At 62.3% G+C, this 17599-nt stretch carries 16 protein-coding genes and 1 riboswitch; of the genes, 9 read left to right on the forward strand and 7 right to left on the reverse strand.

The features are described 5' to 3' along the window. Positions 1-280 precede the first annotated feature (280 nt). Positions 281-1921 (reverse strand): acyl-CoA synthetase, encoded by a 1641-nt coding sequence (locus ACZ89F_RS20450; RefSeq protein WP_476093807.1) that lies wholly within the window; start codon positions 1919-1921, stop codon positions 281-283. Positions 1922-2112: 191 nt separating this feature from the next. On the opposite strand from ACZ89F_RS20450, the gene ACZ89F_RS20455 reads away from it, so the two are divergent. From ACZ89F_RS20455 to ACZ89F_RS20470, 4 genes are all read left to right on the forward strand, one after another. After that, positions 2113-3078, forward strand: coding sequence for a sugar-binding transcriptional regulator (locus ACZ89F_RS20455; RefSeq protein ID WP_476093808.1), 966 nt, complete (start codon positions 2113-2115; stop codon positions 3076-3078). 91 nt (positions 3079-3169) lie between these two features. Then, a complete protein-coding gene (locus ACZ89F_RS20460) occupies positions 3170-5224 on the forward strand; it encodes a bifunctional aldolase/short-chain dehydrogenase (protein WP_476093809.1) in 2055 nt (684 codons plus the stop codon). A 104-nt stretch (positions 5225-5328) separates the two neighbouring features. After that, complete coding sequence (locus tag ACZ89F_RS20465; RefSeq protein ID WP_136620739.1) at positions 5329-5604, forward strand: ribbon-helix-helix domain-containing protein; 276 nt, start codon at positions 5329-5331, stop codon at positions 5602-5604. Positions 5605-5643: 39 nt separating this feature from the next. Beyond that, entirely contained in the window at positions 5644-5880 is a 237-nt protein-coding gene (locus tag ACZ89F_RS20470; protein ID WP_476097320.1) for a type II toxin-antitoxin system RelE/ParE family toxin, read from the forward strand. A 79-nt stretch (positions 5881-5959) separates the two neighbouring features. Here the strand turns inward: ACZ89F_RS20470 and ACZ89F_RS20475 are convergent, their stop codons facing one another. The 3 genes from ACZ89F_RS20475 to ACZ89F_RS20485 form a co-directional block, all read right to left on the reverse strand. Beyond that, the gene (locus ACZ89F_RS20475) at positions 5960-7012 is read right to left on the reverse strand and encodes a substrate-binding domain-containing protein (RefSeq protein ID WP_126068291.1); all 1053 of its coding nucleotides are present in this window, start codon (positions 7010-7012) and stop codon (positions 5960-5962) included. Between the two features lie 50 nt (positions 7013-7062). Beyond that, on the reverse strand, positions 7063-8058 hold the full coding sequence (locus ACZ89F_RS20480; protein ID WP_476093810.1) for an ABC transporter permease: 996 nt from the start codon (positions 8056-8058) through the stop codon (positions 7063-7065). 82 nt (positions 8059-8140) lie between these two features. Further along, a complete protein-coding gene (locus ACZ89F_RS20485; protein WP_476093811.1) occupies positions 8141-9652 on the reverse strand; it encodes a sugar ABC transporter ATP-binding protein in 1512 nt (503 codons plus the stop codon). A gap of 135 nt (positions 9653-9787) precedes the next feature. Here ACZ89F_RS20485 and mtnK point away from each other — a divergent pair, with 135 nt between their 5' ends. Both mtnK and mtnA read left to right on the forward strand, forming a co-directional pair. Then, on the forward strand, positions 9788-11062 hold the full coding sequence (gene mtnK, locus ACZ89F_RS20490; protein ID WP_476093812.1) for an S-methyl-5-thioribose kinase: 1275 nt from the start codon (positions 9788-9790) through the stop codon (positions 11060-11062). Continuing rightward, positions 11059-12153 carry an S-methyl-5-thioribose-1-phosphate isomerase gene (gene mtnA, locus ACZ89F_RS20495; RefSeq protein WP_476093813.1) on the forward strand — a complete coding sequence of 365 codons (1095 nt, stop codon included), beginning with the start codon at positions 11059-11061 and terminating at the stop codon, positions 12151-12153. The genes mtnK and mtnA overlap by 4 nt, the downstream gene beginning before the upstream one ends. A 7-nt stretch (positions 12154-12160) precedes the next feature. On the opposite strand, the gene ACZ89F_RS20500 is transcribed toward mtnA, so the two are convergent. Further along, on the reverse strand, positions 12161-12715 hold the full coding sequence (locus ACZ89F_RS20500) for an Lrp/AsnC family transcriptional regulator (protein ID WP_476093814.1): 555 nt from the start codon (positions 12713-12715) through the stop codon (positions 12161-12163). Between the two features lie 49 nt (positions 12716-12764). Here ACZ89F_RS20500 and ACZ89F_RS20505 point away from each other — a divergent pair, with 49 nt between their 5' ends. Further along, complete coding sequence (locus tag ACZ89F_RS20505; protein ID WP_476093815.1) at positions 12765-13934, forward strand: MFS transporter; 1170 nt, start codon at positions 12765-12767, stop codon at positions 13932-13934. A 188-nt stretch (positions 13935-14122) separates the two neighbouring features. Here ACZ89F_RS20505 and ACZ89F_RS20510 read toward each other — a convergent pair whose 3' ends face one another. After that, positions 14123-15088, reverse strand: coding sequence for an SDR family NAD(P)-dependent oxidoreductase (locus tag ACZ89F_RS20510; protein ID WP_476093816.1), 966 nt, complete (start codon positions 15086-15088; stop codon positions 14123-14125). A gap of 56 nt (positions 15089-15144) precedes the next feature. Beyond that, a complete protein-coding gene (locus ACZ89F_RS20515; protein ID WP_476093817.1) occupies positions 15145-15906 on the reverse strand; it encodes an SDR family NAD(P)-dependent oxidoreductase in 762 nt (253 codons plus the stop codon). A gap of 129 nt (positions 15907-16035) precedes the next feature. Here ACZ89F_RS20515 and ACZ89F_RS20520 point away from each other — a divergent pair, with 129 nt between their 5' ends. Together ACZ89F_RS20520 and ACZ89F_RS20525 are read left to right on the forward strand one after the other, a co-directional pair. Continuing rightward, positions 16036-16647, forward strand: a complete 612-nt coding sequence (locus tag ACZ89F_RS20520; RefSeq protein ID WP_476093818.1) for a TetR/AcrR family transcriptional regulator — start codon at positions 16036-16038, stop codon at positions 16645-16647. Positions 16648-16819: 172 nt separating this feature from the next. After that, positions 16820-17023: riboswitch (FMN riboswitch) on the forward strand. 77 nt (positions 17024-17100) lie between these two features. Beyond that, positions 17101-17574 carry a 6,7-dimethyl-8-ribityllumazine synthase gene (locus ACZ89F_RS20525; RefSeq protein ID WP_476093819.1) on the forward strand — a complete coding sequence of 158 codons (474 nt, stop codon included), beginning with the start codon at positions 17101-17103 and terminating at the stop codon, positions 17572-17574. Positions 17575-17599: the final 25 nt, after the last annotated feature.

The raw sequence follows: 17599 nt of genomic DNA on the forward strand, positions 1-17599 counted from the left end.
TAGGGCGAAGCAAGGAGCGGAGCGACGCGGCGCAGACCCTAGGATCCATGCCGCGACGTCGGTCAAAGAGTGTGACGGATCAATATGTTACGCCCGTCCGCGACCGGTCATCGATAGCAAGGCATTCTCGACTGCCGGAGCACGGCCGCAAGGTCACGGCGTGGATCCTAGGGTTTCCGCGACGTCGCTTCGCGACTGCTCCACCCTAGACTAGGATGACGAGTCGCGGAGGCTTTGCCTAACCGCAAAAGTCGTAACTAAAGGAGAGCAGCGACGAGGCCTAAGCCCCCTTCGCCATTTCCCGCAGCCGGAACTTCTGGATCTTGCCGGTCGAGGTCTTCGGGATTTCGGCGAAGATCACCGCCTTCGGCACCTTGAAGCGGGCGAGCAACCCCCGGCAGTGCTCGATGATCTCGGCCTCGGTCGCGGCCTTGCCGGGCTTCAGCTCGACATAGGCGACGGGCACCTCGCCCCATTTATCGTCGGGCCTGGCGACGACGCCGCAAGAGGCAACGGACGGGTGCTTGTAGAGCGCGTCCTCAACCTCGATCGAAGAAATGTTCTCGCCGCCCGAGATGATGATGTCCTTGGAGCGGTCCTTGAGCTGGATGTAGCCGTCGGGGTGCATGACGCCGAGATCGCCGGAATGGAACCAGCCGCCGGCAAAGGCCTCGTCGCTCGCCTTGCGGTTCTTCAAGTAGCCTTTCATGACGATGTTGCCACGGAACATGACCTCGCCAATGGTCTCGCCGTCGGCCGGTGTCGTCCGCATCGTCTCGGGATCCATGACGGTCAGGCCTTCGAGCGCCGCATAGCGCACGCCCTGGCGCGCCTTCTTGGCGCTGCGTTCGCCCTTTTCGAGATCGTCCCAGGCGCTATGCCATTCGTTGACGACCGCCGGGCCGTAAGTCTCGGTCAGGCCGTAGAGATGGGTGACTGCAAATCCGGCATCCGCCATACCCGACAGTACCGCTTCCGGTGGGGGTGCTGCGGCCGTGTTGAAGGTGACCGTCTGTGGAAATGCGCGCTTGTCCTCCTCCCCAGCATTGATCAGCACCGACATGACGACCGGCGCACCGCACAGATGGGTGACGCCGTGATCGGCAATCGCATCATAGATCGGCTTCGGCCGCACCCAGCGCAGGCAGACATGGGTGCCGGCCTGGACGGCGAGCGTCCATGGAAAGCACCAGCCATTGCAGTGGAACATCGGCAGCGTCCACAGATAGACCGCGTGCTTGGCCATGCCGGCATGGATGGTGTTGGTGTAGGCCATCAGCGCAGCACCGCGATGGTGGTAGACGACGCCCTTCGGATTGCCTGTCGTTCCGGACGTGTAATTGAGCGAAATGGCGTCCCATTCGTCGTCGGGCATCGACCAGGTGAAATCCTCGTCGCCGCCAGCAACAAACGCCTCATAGTCCAGAGTGCCAATCCGCTCGCCTTTCGGATAGGGCGCGTCAGCGGCGTATTCGGGATCGTCATAGTCGATGACCAGCGGCTTCACCTTGGCCAGTTCCAGGGCCTGCTTGACGACGCCCGCAAACTCGCGGTCGACGATCAGCACCTTGGTCTCGGCATGATCGAGCTGAAAGGCGACGACCGCCGCATCGAGGCGGGTGTTGAGCGAATGCAGCACCGCCTTGGTCATCGGCACGGCGAAATGCGCCTCCAGCATCGGCGGCGTGTTGGACAGCATGACGGTGACGGTGTCGCCCTTGCCGATGCCGCGCCTGTTGAGTGCCGAGGCAAACTTCAGCGACCGCCGCCAGAAGGTGCGATAGTCGATGCGCTGGCGGCCATGGATGATGGCGATCTGGTCGGGATAGGTCTTTGCTGCGCGCTCCAGATAGGTGAGCGGCGTCAGCGGCTGATGGTTGGCCGCGTTCTTGTCGAGATCCTGTTCGTAAGGATTGCCCATCCCATGCTCCCCGCGTTTTTCTTTTAGACCTTCTAATCACAGGCTCGGGCCGCGTCACCATCAACGATGCCACGATAGAGCCCATTTGGCACAATGATGATCCAGATTCGCTGGACGGAAGGGTATCGCATACCCCTTGCCCGGTTTGACTTTTGTCGAGAGCCGTGAATAATGTCAGCCGAGGAGACGGCATGGCGATCCGACCGGCAGAACAGCTCATCCACAAGGCCGCCTGGCTCTATTACGCCCATGGCCTGCGGCAGGACCAAGTGGCGAGCCAGCTTAACATTTCCCGTGCCTCGGTCGCCATGTATCTGCGCAAGGCGCGCGAGACCGGCATCGTCAACATCTCGACCTCGACCCAGCTTTTCACCGACGATGTGCTGGCGCGCAAGCTCGAGGATGCGTTGGGCCTCGACGCCGTCTGGATCGCGCCGGAAAACGACCATATCGCCGACCCGTCGACGGAAATCGCCGTGCTGGCGGCAAGCGTCTTTCTCGAGCTGGTCAAGAAGGGCGACCGCATCGGCGTCGCCTGGGGCCGCACCGTCTACATGATCGCCGACATCATGTCCTATGCCGACCTGCAGGATGTCACGGTGGTGCAGCTCTGCGGCAATCTTGGCGCGCCCTATTCCTACCGCCCCGACCAGTGCACGATGGAGATCGCGCGGCGGCTCAACGCCAAGGGGCTCAACTTCTACGCGCCGCTGGTGCTGTCGACGGAAGAGCTAGCGCGGGCGCTGCGTGCCGAGCCGGTGATCCGGGAGCAATTGTCGGGCGTGCGCGACTGCGATCTGGCGCTGTACTCGGTCGGCGCGGTCGACGCCGACAGCCATCTGGTCAAATGCGGCGCGCTCACTCCTGACGAAATGGCTGGCCTGCGCAGCCGAGGCGCAGCCGGCGTCATTGCCGGGCAGATCATCGACGCCGAGGGCAAGGTGCTCGACTGCAGTTATAACCGCCGGGTGATCTCCGCCGAGCTTGCCTCGCTGCGCGCCATCGCCAGGCGGCTGATGGTGGTGCAGGAGGACAGCAAGTTCGAACCGTTGCTCGCGGCGATCGCGGGCGGCCTTTGCACGCATCTTGTGGTCGGCGCGCGCATGGCGCAGCGACTCCTGGACCATGCGGCTGCCACGACGGAAAACGCCTCCTAGGAAACCACCATCTCCGCCGTCGGCGCATTGTCATCAAAGCGTCGCGGCATTCCTGTTTCACCATCAAAGACAGCAACCGGACGAAGCGAACATGAAGAATTTGTGGAATGACGATGCAGCCGAAAAGCTCGTTGCCGACTATGCGAAAAAGGGTGTCGGCCGGGACCTGGCGCTGCGCGTCTACACGACCCGGCTGCTGGGCGGCGAACCACGGCTGGTCCTGCATGGCGGTGGCAACACCTCGTGCAAGACGACGGCGACCGATCTTGTCGGCGACCAATGGGACGTGCTGTGCGTCAAGGGCAGCGGCTGGGACATGGGCGTCATCGAGCCGCAGGGCCTGCCGGCGGTCAAGCTCAAGCCGCTGCTCAAGGCGCGCGCGCTGAACAAACTGGCCGACGAGGACATGGTCGCGCTGCAACGCGTCAACCTCATCGATCCGTCATCACCCAACCCTTCGGTCGAGACCCTGCTGCATGCCTTCCTGCCGCATAAATTCGTCGACCACACGCACTCGACCGCCATCCTCGCCATCGTCGACCAGGAAGACTCGAAGCCGCTGGTGAAGACGGTGTTCGGCAGCAAGATGGGTTACGTGCCCTACATCATGCCCGGCTTCGACCTCGCCAAGGCGGCCGCCGATATCTTCGACGCCGATCCTGATGTCGAAGGCCTGATCCTCGACAAGCATGGCATCTTCACCTTCGGCGCCGACGCGAAACAGGCCTACGACCGGATGATCCATTATGTGAATGTCGCCGAAGACTACATTGCCAAGCACGGCAAGCCTCAGGCTGCAAAGGCAACCTTGCCGGCAAGGCTCGCGACACCCGCGTCCATAGCGCCGTCGCTGCGCGGCGCCGTTGCCGTGGCGCGCGGCGAAGGCCGCTTCGACCGCATGATCAGCGACTTCCGCACTTCGCCGGCAATCGTCGATTTCATCAATTCATCCGAGATTGCCGACTTTGCCGGACGCGGCGTGTCGACACCCGATCTGTCTATCCGCATCAAGACCGGGCCGATGGCACTGCCGGCGCCCGATGCCGACAAGGCCGGCGACTACAGATCCGTGATCAAGAGCCATGTCGACGCCTTCGCCAAGGATTACCGTGCCTATTTCGAGACCAATGATGCGCTCGACGACGTCAAGCGCACCATGCTCGACCAGATGCCAAGGCTGACTCTGGTGCCCGGCCTCGGCATGTTCGGCCACGGCCGCACGCTGAAGGACGCGAAGATCGCGTCGGACGTCGGCGAGATGTGGATCGAGGCGGTGCGCGGCGCCGAGGCGGTCGGCCGTTTCCATCCGCTCTCCAAGGCCGACCTGTTCCCGCTGGAATATTGGTCGCTCGAACAGGCCAAGCTCGCCTCCAACAAGCCGAAGCCGCTGACCGGCCAGGTGGTGCTGATCACCGGCGGCGCCGGCGCGATCGGTGCGGCGACGGCAAAACTGTTCGCCGACAATGGCGCCCATGCCGTCGTCGTCGATCTCGACGCCGAAAAGGCTGCCGAGGCCGCCAAGAAAGCCGGCAACAATTCGATCGGTGTCGCCGCCGACATCACCGACCCGGCACAGGTGCGTGCCGCCTTCGACAAAGCGGTCGCCGTGTTCGGCGGCGTCGACATCCTGGTGTCCAATGCGGGCGCCGCGTGGGAAGGCCGGATCGGCGAACTCGACGACGCGCTTCTGCGCAAAAGCTTCGAGCTCAACTTCTTCGCCCACCAGTCGGTGGCGCAGAATGCCGTGCGCATCATGCTCGAACAGGGCACCGGCGGCGTGCTCCTTTTCAACACCTCCAAGCAGGCGGTCAACCCTGGCCCGAAATTCGGCGCCTATGGCGTGCCGAAAGCGGCGACGCTGTTCCTCTCCAGGCAATACGCGCTCGACTATGGCGCGCATGGCATCCGCTCCAACGCCGTCAACGCCGACCGCATCCGCTCAGGGCTTCTGACCGACGCCATGATCGCCAGCCGTTCGGGTGCGCGCGGCGTGTCGGAGAAGGACTACATGTCCGGCAATCTGCTCGGCCAGGAAGTGACCGCGCAGGACGTGGCGCAGGCGTTCCTGCATCATGCACTGGCCGACCGGACCACCGCCGATGTGACGACGGTCGATGGCGGCAATATCGCGGCAGCGCTGCGGTAGAACTTTGCCTTGTGATCCCCTGCCGAATGGCGGGGGATTAAGACATGGATGCCAGAATCCTAACAAATATTGTTAGTTCTTGTGAAGTGTGATATAGAATCGGCATGAAAGCCGAACCGATGCGAACCCTCACCATCTCGCTCACCGCGAAGCAGAGTGCTCGCCTGCAAAGCGCCATCGAAGGCGGAGCATATGCCTCCAACAGCGAGATTGTCCGCGACGCTCTTCGCCTGTGGGAGCAGCGCGAGGAATTGCGTGTCCTGGAGCTCGAGCACCTGAAACGCGCCTATGCTGACGGCATGGCCAGCGGCAAGCCGGTGGAAATCGAACCCGCCGAGTTTCTACGCAGTCTGAAGGCAGAACGCCGCGCCCGTGGCTAGATATCGGCTACATCGCGCCTCGCAGGATTTGCGGGATATCTGGCACACAATCGCAATCGACAACGAAAAGGCAGCGGACAAGCTGCTATGCGCATTTTTGACAAGCTGGACCTGGCGGCGCAGCACCCCAAGATGGGCACGGCCCGACCGGAGTTGAGCGTGACGGCCCGTGTGCTCATCGAAGGCCGCTATATCGTCATTTACGAACCGCAGTCTGACGGCGTCCTGGTCGTGGCGATTGTCCACGGGATGCGCGATCCGGAGCATTGGCTGTAAACAGAGGCTTCGGGAGGAGACTTCAAATTTGAAAAGAGCGGCCCGAGAGCCGCTCCTTTCCTTCGTCTTCAGCTGAAACCTACTTCGCGTTCGGGTTCGGCATCCAGGCCGGCATCGCGACATCGGCATGGGCGAACTGCGGCAGCTTGGCCGACAGGTCCTCCATGTTCTTGATGTCCTTGTCGATGAGGTCCTTCTGGGTGATCAGCGTCGGCGGCACGACGACGTTGTGGCCGGGATCCTCACCGGCCAGCAACTGCGCCAGCGCACGCACCGAGACCTGGCCGACGACGGCCGGGTTGGTCGCGGCGGTCGCTGCCCAAGCGCTGTCGGGCTCGCGCATCGCTGATATATCGGACGTCGAGATGTCGGCCGAATAGATCTTGATGCCCTTGTTGAGGCCGGCTTCGTCGACGGCGATCTTCACGCCCTTGGCGAATTCGTCATAGGGAGCGAACATCACCTTGATGTCGGGATGCGCCGACAGCACCGAACGCGCCTGGTTGGCGACGGAGTTGGCGATCGGATTGTCGAGCGTGCCGAACATCGCGACTTCCTTGATGCCGGCATATTTCTTCTTGACGTCGACCCAGGTCTCGTTGCGGCGGTCGAGCGGCGCGATGCCGGCGACATAGACGTAGCCCGCATTCCAGCTCTCGCCATTGTCCTTGACCGCCTGCTCGAGCGCCAGGCGCGCCAAGTCGCGGTCGGACTGTTCGACCTGCGGGATCTTGGGGTTTTCGACATTGACGTCGAAGGCCACCACCTTGATGCCGGCATCGACCGCACGCTGGGCGGCGTCCTTCATCGATTCCGTCAGGCCGTGCTGGATGATGATGCCCTGCACGCCGAGCGCGATGGCCTGGTCGACCATGTCGGACTGAAGGGCGGCATCCTGGCGGCTGTCGAGGACGCGCAGGTCGATACCGAGCGCCTTCGACTGTGCCTCGACGCCCGAGAGATAGGCCTGGAAGAAATCGCCGGTCGAGAGATAACGCACCAGCGCGATCTTGACGCCAGGCTTGTCGAAAGGCGCCGGCTTGTCCGCGGCCAGCGCCGGGAACTGCATCAGCATGGTTGCGCCGGCCAGTCCGAGCGCCACCTTCCCTAGAAGTCTTCTTGTAATGCTCACCTTGTTTTCCTCCACTCTTGTTGAACCCAAAATCCTGTTCCGGTCGAAAGCTACCTCCTGCCCCTGCCCGAAAGCGCAAAGGTGAAGACAAGGGCGACGACCAGAACCACGCCCTTGACGAAATCCTGCGTGTAGTAAGGCGCGTTCATCATCGTCAGGCCTTGCAGCAAGATGCCGACGAACAGCGCGCCGATGGCGGTGCCGAAGGCGTTCGGCTTGGCAGCACCTAGCACCGCGTAGCCGATCAGCGCCGCGGCAACCGCATCGAGCAGCAGATTATTACCCGAGGCGATGTCGCCGCGTCCAAGCCGGGCAGCGAGCAAAATGCCGCCGATCGAGGCAAAAACTCCTGAAATAACATAAGCCCAGATCTTGTATGCCTTGACAGGCGCGCCGGCGAGTTCGGCGGCGCGCTCATTGCTGCCGACCGCGTACATCATGCGGCCGAAGCGGGTGTATTCGAGGAAGAACCAGATCAGCACGGCGAGCACGAGCAGCACGACGACCGACACCGGAATGAGGTTCGGGATGAAGAAGTCGAAGCGGTGGCGACCGAGCGCCAGGAAGGCATCGCTGAACTTGCCATTGGCGACCGAACCGTCCGGCATGGTCATGCCGGTGGCGATCGAACGGCCTTCGGTCGGAATGCGCTGCAGGCCGACGAGCAGAAACATCATGCCGAGCGTCGCCAGCAGATCGGGCACGCGCATATAGACGATCAGCCAGCCGTTGATCAGACCGACAATGGCGCCGATCAGCAGGCAAGCGACCACCGCGACAAGGGCGTTCTGCTCCAGCACCACCATGACATAGGCCGCCGCCATCATGGCCGATGTGGCGACCGAGCCGATCGACAGATCGAAGCCGCCGACGACAAGCGTGGCGGTGACGCCGAGCGCCAGCACGCCGGTGATGGCGACCGACTGGAAGATGAAAACGGCACTTTGCGGCGAAACGAAACCGTCGGCAGCGATCGAGAAATAAGCGACGAGCCCGAACAAGAGCACAATGAACCCGTAGCGGATGGCGTGGTCGCGCAGCGTCATTCAGCGCCCCCTCGCACCGCTGCCGTCTTTACCCAACTCGAACCCATGCTCTCTCCATTCCAATTCCTGTTGTCCGCGCGCTTCAGGCCGCGCTGTGCAACGGTCCGCCGGCGACCTCGGCCAGCAGACGATCGAGATCGACTTCGGCGTTGCGGTGCTCGCCGACGATGGTCTGCTCCGACATGACCAGGATGCGGTCGGCAGTCTCCAGCGCCTCGTCGAGCTCGGTGACGAACAACAGCGTGGCGCGACCGTTTGCACTCGCCCTGAGCTTGGCGGCGATGTCGCGCCGGGCCGAAATGTCGACGCCCTGAAACGGTTCATCCAGAATGAACAGCCTTGCGTCCTGGGCCATCCAGCGGGCCACCATCACCTTCTGCTGGTTGCCGCCGGACAGCTCCGACATGTCGTCCTTCTCGGAACGGCAGACGATGCCCAGTTCCTCGATCTGCCGCCGGGCCGTAATGCGTTCGAGGCGGCGCTTGAGCACGCCTAGATTCGACATCCGCTTCAGGAATGGCAGGCTGACATTGCGCTCGATGTTGAAGCCACCGATGATGCCGTTCTCGCCGCGGTCCTTGGCGACGAGGAACACGCCGGCGGCGATCGCCTCGCCCGTCGAATTCGGTGCATAAGGCTTGCCGTTCATCGTCATGGTGCCGGCGAGCGGCTTGCGCACGCCAAACAGGGTCTCGGCAAGCGCCGTCTTGCCGACGCCGACGAGGCCGGTGATGGCAACGACCTCGCCGTCGCCGAGCGTCAGCGAGATCGGCCGGGCGCCTGGTGCTATACGCAGGCCGTCTATCTTGATGACAGCATTGGCCGAGTCCCTGACAATGATCTGTTCCAGATGGATCTTGCGGCCGAGCATGGCGTTGACCGCGCCTTCATGGTCGAGCGGCTTCTTGTCGAAAATGCCTGAGATGATCCCGTCTCGCATCGAGATGATCCGATCGGCAAGCCGCCTGATGTCCGACATGCGATGCGAGATGTAGAGGATCGCCACGCCTTGCTCGCGCAGCCTGTCGATCAGCGCAAACAGCCGATCAGCCTCGGTGCTGGAGAGCGATGAAGTCGGCTCGTCAAGGATCAGCACCTTCGGTTGGTGCGCCAGCGCGCGGGCAATCGCCACCATCTGGCGATCGGCCAGCGAAAGATCGCTCACCCGCGCCTTCAAATCGATGGCCAGCCCCATGCGGTCGGCGACCGCCTTGGCCTCCCGGCGTACGCGTATTGGATTGAACAAGGTCGGCGCGCCGCTGCCGCTCAGCCGGTCCAGCGTCAGGTTGGTGGCGACGTCGAGATCGGCGACGACACCATCATTGATGTTCTGGTGCACGGTGACGACGCCGGCGCGGATCGCCTCGGCCGGGGTTTTCGGTGCAAAATCCTGGTCGGCGAGCGCCATAGTGCCGCCGCCGCGCTCATAGACGCCAGAGATGATCTTGACGAGGGTGGATTTGCCGGCGCCGTTGGCGCCCATCAGCACAGTCACTTCACCGGCATGCAGTTCCAGCGAGACGCCGCCAAGCACCTCGTTATGGCCAAAGGATTTCCTCAGTCCCTCTACGCGGAACACGGCATTGCCGACCATGCGTTCCTCCCTGACATGACGCTATGGGCTGCATCGGCAATTGTCAACACGATTGACAATTGCCAGACCGCTTCCTAGCTTGGCCCGGCCGCCATGCCTCCGTTATGTTCGGAGCGCATATGCGGGAGGATGACGATGACTGAAAAATTGCCGTTCGAAGCCCTGTCGGTCGAGACTCTGGCTGCCCGCCTTGGCGGCAACGAGGCGCTATGCGCGAAGATCGGCAAGGACACTGGCGCCTGGAAGGTCCGCGAGGTCGGTGACGGCAATCTCAACCTGGTGTTCATCGTGGAGGGTGCCAGCGGTGCGGCGGTGGTCAAGCAGGCCCTGCCCTATGTCCGCCTGGTCGGCGACAGCTGGCCGCTGCCCTTGAAGCGGTCCTTCTTCGAATATCACGCGCTGACAAGGCAAGAAGCGCGCGCGCCGGGCTCGGTGCCGGCGATCCATTACTTCGATGAAGGCCAGGCGCTGATCATCATGGAATATCTGGCGCCGCCGCACATCATCCTGCGCCGCGCCCTGATCGAAGGCCGGCAATTACCGAACATTGCCCAGGATATCGGCCTGTTCATGGCCCGCACGCTGTTTCGCGGCTCCGACCTGCACATGGCGGCCAAGGACCGCAAGGCCGATCTGGCGCTGTTCGCCGACAATGTCGAGCTTTGCGACATCACCGAAAGCCTGGTGTTCTCCGATCCCTATTTCGATGCCAAGATGAACCGGCATACCTCACCGCAGCTCGACGGCCTCGTCGCCGAACTGCGTGCCGACCGCGACCTCAAGGTCGAGGCGCAGCGGCTGAAGCACATCTTCGCCGCCAATGCCGAAACGTTGCTGCATGGCGACCTGCATTCCGGCTCGATCATGGTCACCGACACGGAGACCCGGATGATCGATCCGGAATTCGCCTTCTACGGCCCGATGGCCTTCGATGTCGGCATGCTGCTCGCCAATTTCTGGATGTCGTTCTTCTCGCAGCGCGGACATGAGCAGAAGGGCAAGCGCGACGCCATGCGCGCCTATCTGCTCGGGGTCACCAAAGAGACGTGGTCGGTGTTCCGCGCCGAGTTCTCGCATCTGTGGCGCACCGAACGCACCGGCATGCTTTACCAAAAGAGCCTTTTCGAGGATCAGGGCGACAGGTTGGGCGCGGAACAGGCGCTCGACCATGTTCTGCACCAGATCTGGACCGACCTGCTAGGCTTTGCCGGCATCGAGGTCCACCGGCGCATCCTCGGCCTCGCCCACAATGCCGATTTCGAGACCATTGCCGACGAGGATCTGCGCGCCAGTTGTGAGGCAAAGGCGATGAAATTCGGCCGCCATCTCGCCGTCAACCGGCGCCAGATCCACAGCATCGACGAGGTCAACCAACTGGCCGCGCTGATCGAACAGGAGAGCAGCATTTGAACGTCGGCGACCGCCACTATCGCACCATCTGGCTGAGCGACGACGGGCGTTCGGTTGAGATCATCGACCAGCGCTGGCTGCCGCATGATTTCCGCATCGAGACAATCGGCAGCGTTGCCGGCATCGCCACCGCCATCCGCGACATGTGGGTGCGCGGCGCGCCGCTGATCGGCGTCACCGCTGCCTATGGTGTCGCCATGCAGATGGCTGACGATCCGTCGGATGCAGCGCTCGACGCCGTGTGGGAGACCCTGCACGAAACGCGTCCGACCGCGATCAATCTGCGCTGGGCGCTGGATGAGATGCGGCGCTTCCTGCGGCCCCTGCCAACGGAACAACGCGCCTCAGCCGCCTATCGGCGCGCCGGCGAGATCGCCGATGAGGATGTCGGCCTCAACCGCGCCATCGGCGAGAACGGTCTCGCCATCATCAAGGCGATCGCGGCACGCAAGCAGAAGGGCGAGCCGGTCAACATCCTCACCCACTGCAATGCCGGTTGGCTGGCGACCGTCGACTACGGCACCGCCACCGCGCCTATCTATCTGGCGACGGAGGCCGGAATTCCGGTCCACGTCTATGTCGATGAAACACGGCCGCGCAACCAGGGCGCACAGCTGACCGCTTGGGAAATGGCCGAGCACGGCGTGCCGCACACGCTGATCGTCGACAACGCCGGCGGCCACCTGATGCAGCGTGGCGAGATCGACATGGTCATTGTCGGCACCGACCGCACCACCGCCGACGGCGATGTCTGCAACAAGATCGGCACCTATCTGAAGGCGCTTGCCGCCGCTGACAATGACGTGCCGTTCTATGTCGCATTGCCGTCACCGACCATCGACTGGACGGTGCATGACGGGCTGGCCGAAATCCCGATCGAGCAGCGCTCGGCCGACGAGGTCTCGCTGGTCTGGGGCAAGACAGCCGCCGGTGAGATTGCCCAGGTGCGCATTTCGCCGGAGACGACGCCCGCGGCAAACCCTGCCTTCGATGTGACGCCGGCGCGGCTGGTGACCGGCCTGATCACCGAACGCGGCGTCGCCAAGGCATCGCGCGAGGGCCTGAAGGCGATGTTTCCCGAACGAGCGTAGCGCGCTTCTAATACAGAGGCTCGTAATACAGAGGCTCGGCCATATGCTTGGGCGTCGGCCATGTCTCGGTGATGCCGGGCTGCACCGGCCGCTCTAGATAGGTCGATAAAACCACATAGCTGCGCGTCGAGGTGACGCCCGGCGTCTCGTAAAGGCGCGCCAGCAGCCCTTCGAGTGCCCTGGTGTCTTCCGTGCGGACCTTCAGCAGCATGCAGGTATCGCCGGCGACGGTATGGATCTCCTCGACTTCGGGATATTGCGAGACCGCCATCAGTTCCGGCGTCTTTCCCCAGCCCCTGGTGTCGATATGGACAAAGGCAAGCAAGGGCTTTTTCACCGCTCGGGGATCGATGATGGCGACTGTATTGCGGATGGCGCCGCTGCGCCGGAGCCGTTTGACCCGCTCATGCGCTGCCGGTGGCGACAAGCCCACGCGATCGCCGAGTTCTGCATAGCTGATCGTGGCGTCATCGACCAGGACGCCTAATATTCTTCGGTCTGTCGCGTCGAGATCGCGGGCCGCAGGCCTGTTCTGCGGAATACCATCTGTTTCTTCATCCATAGCGAAATTCCTGGTTCTCCGCAGAATAGAATACGGCCATTATGCTGATATGTCGAACATTGATCAAGTTGCACCATTGACTGTCCGAGCGCCGATCCCGGCGCTTGCCTACCTGCTGACGGGCTGCATCGCCGTCATTGGCTCGAACTCGCTCGTGCTGGGTCCGATCGCACCTGCCGTGGCCTTGTCGTTCGGCACCAGCGTGCCGGCCGTCATGATTGCGGCGGCCGCGTTCGGCCTGGGCACCTCCGCAAGCGCCCTGTTCCTGGCCCGCTACATCGACCGGCTCGGCGCACGCCGGATGCTGCAGGGCGCCTTGCTGTTGCTGGCGATAGCGCTGGTCGCAAGTGCCGCGGCACCCACAGTGATCATGCTGGTCGCGGCACAGCTGCTCGCCGGTATCGCTGCCGGCATCGCCATGCCCGCGATCTATGCCAGCGCGGCAGGCATCGCGCCGCCCGGTCGTGAAAGCGGCACCATCGGCGTCGTGCTGACCGGATGGACGCTCAGCATGGTGGCCGGCGTCTCGCTGTCGGCCGTGCTTGCCGATCTCGTGCATTGGCGCGCCGTCTTTGCCGCGGTCGCGCTACTGGCAATGCTTGCGTTGACCGGCCTCGCACTGTCGTCGCTGAGCGACGTCAGGAAGAGCGGCCCAGCGCCAACGCCACTAGACGCGCTCGGCATTCCCGGTATCGTCCCGCTTCTCATTGCCTGCGCCGCCTTCATGACCGCCTTCTACGGTGTCTATGGCTATCTCGGCGACCATCTTCATGTCGGGCTAGGAGAGCCGGTCAGCGCCAATGGCCTGGCGGCCCTTGCCTATGGCGTGGGTTTTGGCATGGCAGCACTGCTTGACGGTGTCATCGACCGGATTGGCGCGCGCCGCGTCATGCCCTTTGCCTATCTTCTTGTCGCCGCCGTCTATGTCGCGATTGCCGCGACGAGCAACAGCTTCAGCCTGATCCTGGCCACGGTGGCGATCTGGGGACTGGCCAATCATTTCGGATTGAACGTCCTGGTGATGCGCCTGTCGGCGCTCGATCCGTCGCGGCGTGGCACAATCATGGGCTTGAACAGCGCGGTGACCTATCTGGCGGTCTTTGTCGGCACCACCAGCTTCGGGCCGCTTTATTCAACCTTCGGCTTTGCTGTCTGCGCGATGGTTGCAGCACTGCTCATGCTGATCGCCGCATCGGCGGCGGCGTGGCGCACGACCTAAAGCGCATCGCGTGGAAACGGATCATGCGACGCGCTTTAGGTTTTTTTATGCATGTCGTCCCTTCAACCGAGGTCACCTTGGGCGGCATCCATCAGAGGGACATCAGGGCTCTCGGCGCGCTCTTGAGAGCCGCCTAGTCGAGTACGAAAGTGGAATGGATTCTTGCGTTCAGATGTGCGCGATAGCCCTCACAGCGCAGCCCTTGTCAGTTCCTCACTTTTCGCCCAAAGCTGCTTAGCTCTGGTGGCGTCGAGCGCATATGACCTTACGCCGTCTGCAAACGGGTTGGGCGTGTCATCGATTGGCGCGACCGCGCAATCTTCGAGATAGTGTCCGCCGATTTCGTCACTGTTAGCCACGACCGCGGCCCAGACCGTCGTTGCGGCTGCCTGTGGGATTTCTTTCAGTTCCGGTGGAGGAAGACCCGCTTCGGCGCGAGCTTTGCCTACGGTCTCGAAAAGACCCTGCAAGTTCTCCCGTGAGAGATGGCGCGGTAGGTCCGTGAGACTATTCCCGGGCATCACCGAGACAGCCCGGATGCCGCGATCGCGATGCCGCTTATCGAATTCCGCCGCGAAGAGAGAGGTGGCCGTTTTCGATCGACCATAGGCAACCCATGGGTCGTATACCTGTCGCTCGAAATTCGGATCGTCCAGATCGACATCAGCGACGCGATGAGCCTGCGACGACAGCATAACCAGGCGCCCGTTATCGGCGAGCAGCGGCTCGATCCGATTGATCAAGGCAAAATGACCAAGATGGTTCGTCCCGAACTGGACCTCGAAGCCATCGATCGTCCGACCGAACGGAGTTGCCATCACGCCAGCATTGGCGATGATAGCGTCGAACGGCTGGCCGTTAAGCAGTTCATCCGCACAGGCGCGAACGCTTTGCAAGGATGCCAGATCGAGCTCGATCAACTCCAGGCTGCCACCTGCTTGCGACCCGGCGTCACGGGCCGGAGCAATGGCCGGCTCGGCTTTAGCGAGGTTCCTGACCGCGCCGACGACGCTAGCGCCGTGAGAGACCAGTGAGCGGGCGGTTTCGAGCCCAATGCCCGACGATGCGCCCGTTACGAGAAACCGCTTTCCCCCGAGGTCGACGCCGGAAAGCACCTCGTCAGCTGTCGATTTTGCACCAAACTTATCGGTCATCTCTCTTCCTTCTGGGCGTGTAGGAGCTTTGATCTTCTTCGGCCTAATCTTCACGCTCAGATTCCGAGACCACCGGCAACATCGATGGATTCACCGGTGATGTAGCCCGCATGTGGTCCGGCGAGGAAGCAAACGATCTCCGCCACCTCTTCAAGGGTTGCAATGCGACGGATCGGATGCAGGTCCATGATGGCTTCACGGTCCGGAAGCTCACCGGCGACTTCAGAGGCCATGTCCGTGGGCATGATGCCCGGTTGCAAGACATTGACAGTGATGTTGCGGGGGCCGAGGTCGCGGGCGATACCCTTCGCGTATCCGGCGAGCGCCGCCTTCGTTCCGGCGTAGTCGGCGACCCCCTTGAAAGGCACGTAGGAGCCCAGCAAAGAGCCGATGAAGATGATGCGGCCACCGTCCGTCAGTTTGGACGCCGCCGCGCGAGTATTGGCGATCGAGCCCATGACATTGACTTGCCACTGTCGATTGTAGGCCTCTCCATCAAGGCCGGGATCGTCCACCAACTGACCCTGAATTGCGATGCCGGCATTGTTCACGAGGATGTCGAGCTTACCGAATTCAGCAATCACCAAGTCGATCAATGACTTGCCGGAAGTAAGGTCGGCTTGGTCGCTCTTTACCGCAATAGCGCGAACACCCTTTGCCTTGAGCTTCGCCACGACGGCTTCGGCTTTCTCGGCCGAGGCCGCGTAGCTGATCGCAACGTCTGCTCCATGATCGGCAAACGCTTCCGCCGTGGCGGCGCCAAGCCCGCGCGAGCCGCCCGTAATGAGCACGACCTTGCCCTTCAATATGTTCGACATGAGAAGTCCTTTCCGTGGGAGAATTATTTTTCATAACGTACGTTACTATAACGATTGGTATGAAATGTGGACATGGGCTGTCAAGTGGTTTAGTAATGCGCATTATGGAAAAATGGCTGAGTTGATCTGATGGGACGCCATCGCGAATTTGACGTGGAGAAGGTGCTCGACGCGGCGCTGTGTGTGTTCTGGCGCAAGGGCTACGAGGGTGCTTCCTACGCTGACCTGACTGAGGCTGCAGGCGTTGAGAGGCCCGCCCTCTATTCTGCCTTTGGCAACAAGGAAGCGCTCTTCCGCCAAGCCCTGGCTCGCTATACCGAGCGATACCTGGGTTACATTCCAGAGGCGCTTCAGCTACCCACGGCGCGCCAGGTTGCTGCGCACATTCTGTACAATGCAGCCGACCTCAATACGCGTTATCCCGACCATACTGGATGTCTCGGTATCAATGGGGCCGTGGCGGGATCGGATGAAGCGGAACCTGTACGACACGCGTTGATAGATTTTCGCGCGGCTGCCCAGGCGCAGATTCGTGATCGCTTCGACCGGGCGAAAGCCGAGGGCGACTTACCGGAGACGGCAAAATCCGAAGCGCTTGCCGCATTCGTGATGGCTGTCACGCACGGCATGGCGGTACAAGCCAAAGCCGGCTTTAGCCGCGACATGCTGGAAGCTGTTGCCGAGCAAGCGCTTTCCACATGGCCGACCGATCGCTCCACATTCTCCGGTACGTCATCCTGAACCTAGGTGGGAAGCGCTGGCCGTCGTCGCTGCCTCCACGCCCGGTGCTTGCGCTTTGAAGTCCGCAGTGCATTGCTCCGACAAACGTATCCTGGCCTGATTGACAGACTGTATCGACCAACGCCCATGCACGTGGTTGACAGCAGCACCCTGCCCTTCCATACAAAGCCGTTAATGTTCTCAGGGCGGGGTGAGAGTCCCCACCGGCGGTAAGGGCACCTTAGGTGCGCATGATACCTTTCCGAAAGCCGATTCCGGTTTTCGGGTCATGCGGCAGGCCCAAGCCCGCGAGCGCTTTCCGGCAAAATCGGAAAGGTCAGCAGATCCGGTGTGATTCCGGAGCCGACGGTTACAGTCCGGATGGAAGAGAACGAAACGGAATCCGGCCCGCTTTTTGCGGGCCTAATCCGTATCGTGCGTCCTGATTCTGGTTCGAAACGGAAGGATGGACCCATGAATCAGCATTCCCAGAAAGACTACGAAACGACCCGCATCGCCGTTATCAGGGCGCGCTGGCACGCCGATATCGTCGACCAATGCGTACAGGCCTTCGAGGCGGAACTGGCCGATATCGGAGGCGAGCGTTTCACCGTCGATGTCTTCGACGTGCCGGGCGCCTACGAGATCCCGCTGCATGCCAAGACCCTGGCCCAGACCGGCCGCTATGCCGCGATCCTCGGCACGGCCTTTGTCGTCAATGGCGGCATCTACCGGCATGAGTTTGTCGCCAGCGCGGTGATCGACGGCATGATGAACGTGCAGCTGTCGACCGGCGTGCCGGTGCTGTCGGCGGTGCTCACCCCGCACAACTACCATGACAGCGCCGAGCACCACCGCTTCTTCTTCGAGCACTTCACCGTCAAGGGCAAGGAGGCGGCCAACGCCTGCGTGCAGATCCTGGCGGCGCGGGAGTTAATCGCGGCGTAAGGTCGTCAAACGGGCCGGATTTCAG

Source organism: Mesorhizobium sp. USDA 3734, from assembly GCF_056279665.1.

Bases quoted from the DNA above. Each gene is read 5' to 3' on its own strand.
- ACZ89F_RS20510 (WP_476093816.1), bottom strand. From the start codon at position 15,088: ATGACCGATAAGTTTGGTGCAAAATCGACAGCTGACGAGGTGCTTTCC.
- ACZ89F_RS20520 (WP_476093818.1), top strand. From the start codon at position 16,036: ATGGGACGCCATCGCGAATTTGACGTGGAGAAGGTGCTCGACGCGGCG.
- ACZ89F_RS20505 (WP_476093815.1), top strand. From the start codon at position 12,765: ATGTCGAACATTGATCAAGTTGCACCATTGACTGTCCGAGCGCCGATC.
- ACZ89F_RS20500 (WP_476093814.1), bottom strand. From the start codon at position 12,715: ATGGATGAAGAAACAGATGGTATTCCGCAGAACAGGCCTGCGGCCCGC.
- ACZ89F_RS20525 (WP_476093819.1), top strand. From the start codon at position 17,101: ATGAATCAGCATTCCCAGAAAGACTACGAAACGACCCGCATCGCCGTT.
- ACZ89F_RS20515 (WP_476093817.1), bottom strand. From the start codon at position 15,906: ATGTCGAACATATTGAAGGGCAAGGTCGTGCTCATTACGGGCGGCTCG.
- mtnK (WP_476093812.1), top strand. From the start codon at position 9,788: ATGACTGAAAAATTGCCGTTCGAAGCCCTGTCGGTCGAGACTCTGGCT.
- ACZ89F_RS20450 (WP_476093807.1), bottom strand. From the start codon at position 1,921: ATGGGCAATCCTTACGAACAGGATCTCGACAAGAACGCGGCCAACCAT.
- ACZ89F_RS20480 (WP_476093810.1), bottom strand. From the start codon at position 8,058: ATGACGCTGCGCGACCACGCCATCCGCTACGGGTTCATTGTGCTCTTG.
- ACZ89F_RS20465 (WP_136620739.1), top strand. From the start codon at position 5,329: ATGAAAGCCGAACCGATGCGAACCCTCACCATCTCGCTCACCGCGAAG.
- ACZ89F_RS20455 (WP_476093808.1), top strand. From the start codon at position 2,113: ATGGCGATCCGACCGGCAGAACAGCTCATCCACAAGGCCGCCTGGCTC.
- ACZ89F_RS20460 (WP_476093809.1), top strand. From the start codon at position 3,170: ATGAAGAATTTGTGGAATGACGATGCAGCCGAAAAGCTCGTTGCCGAC.
- ACZ89F_RS20485 (WP_476093811.1), bottom strand. From the start codon at position 9,652: ATGGTCGGCAATGCCGTGTTCCGCGTAGAGGGACTGAGGAAATCCTTT.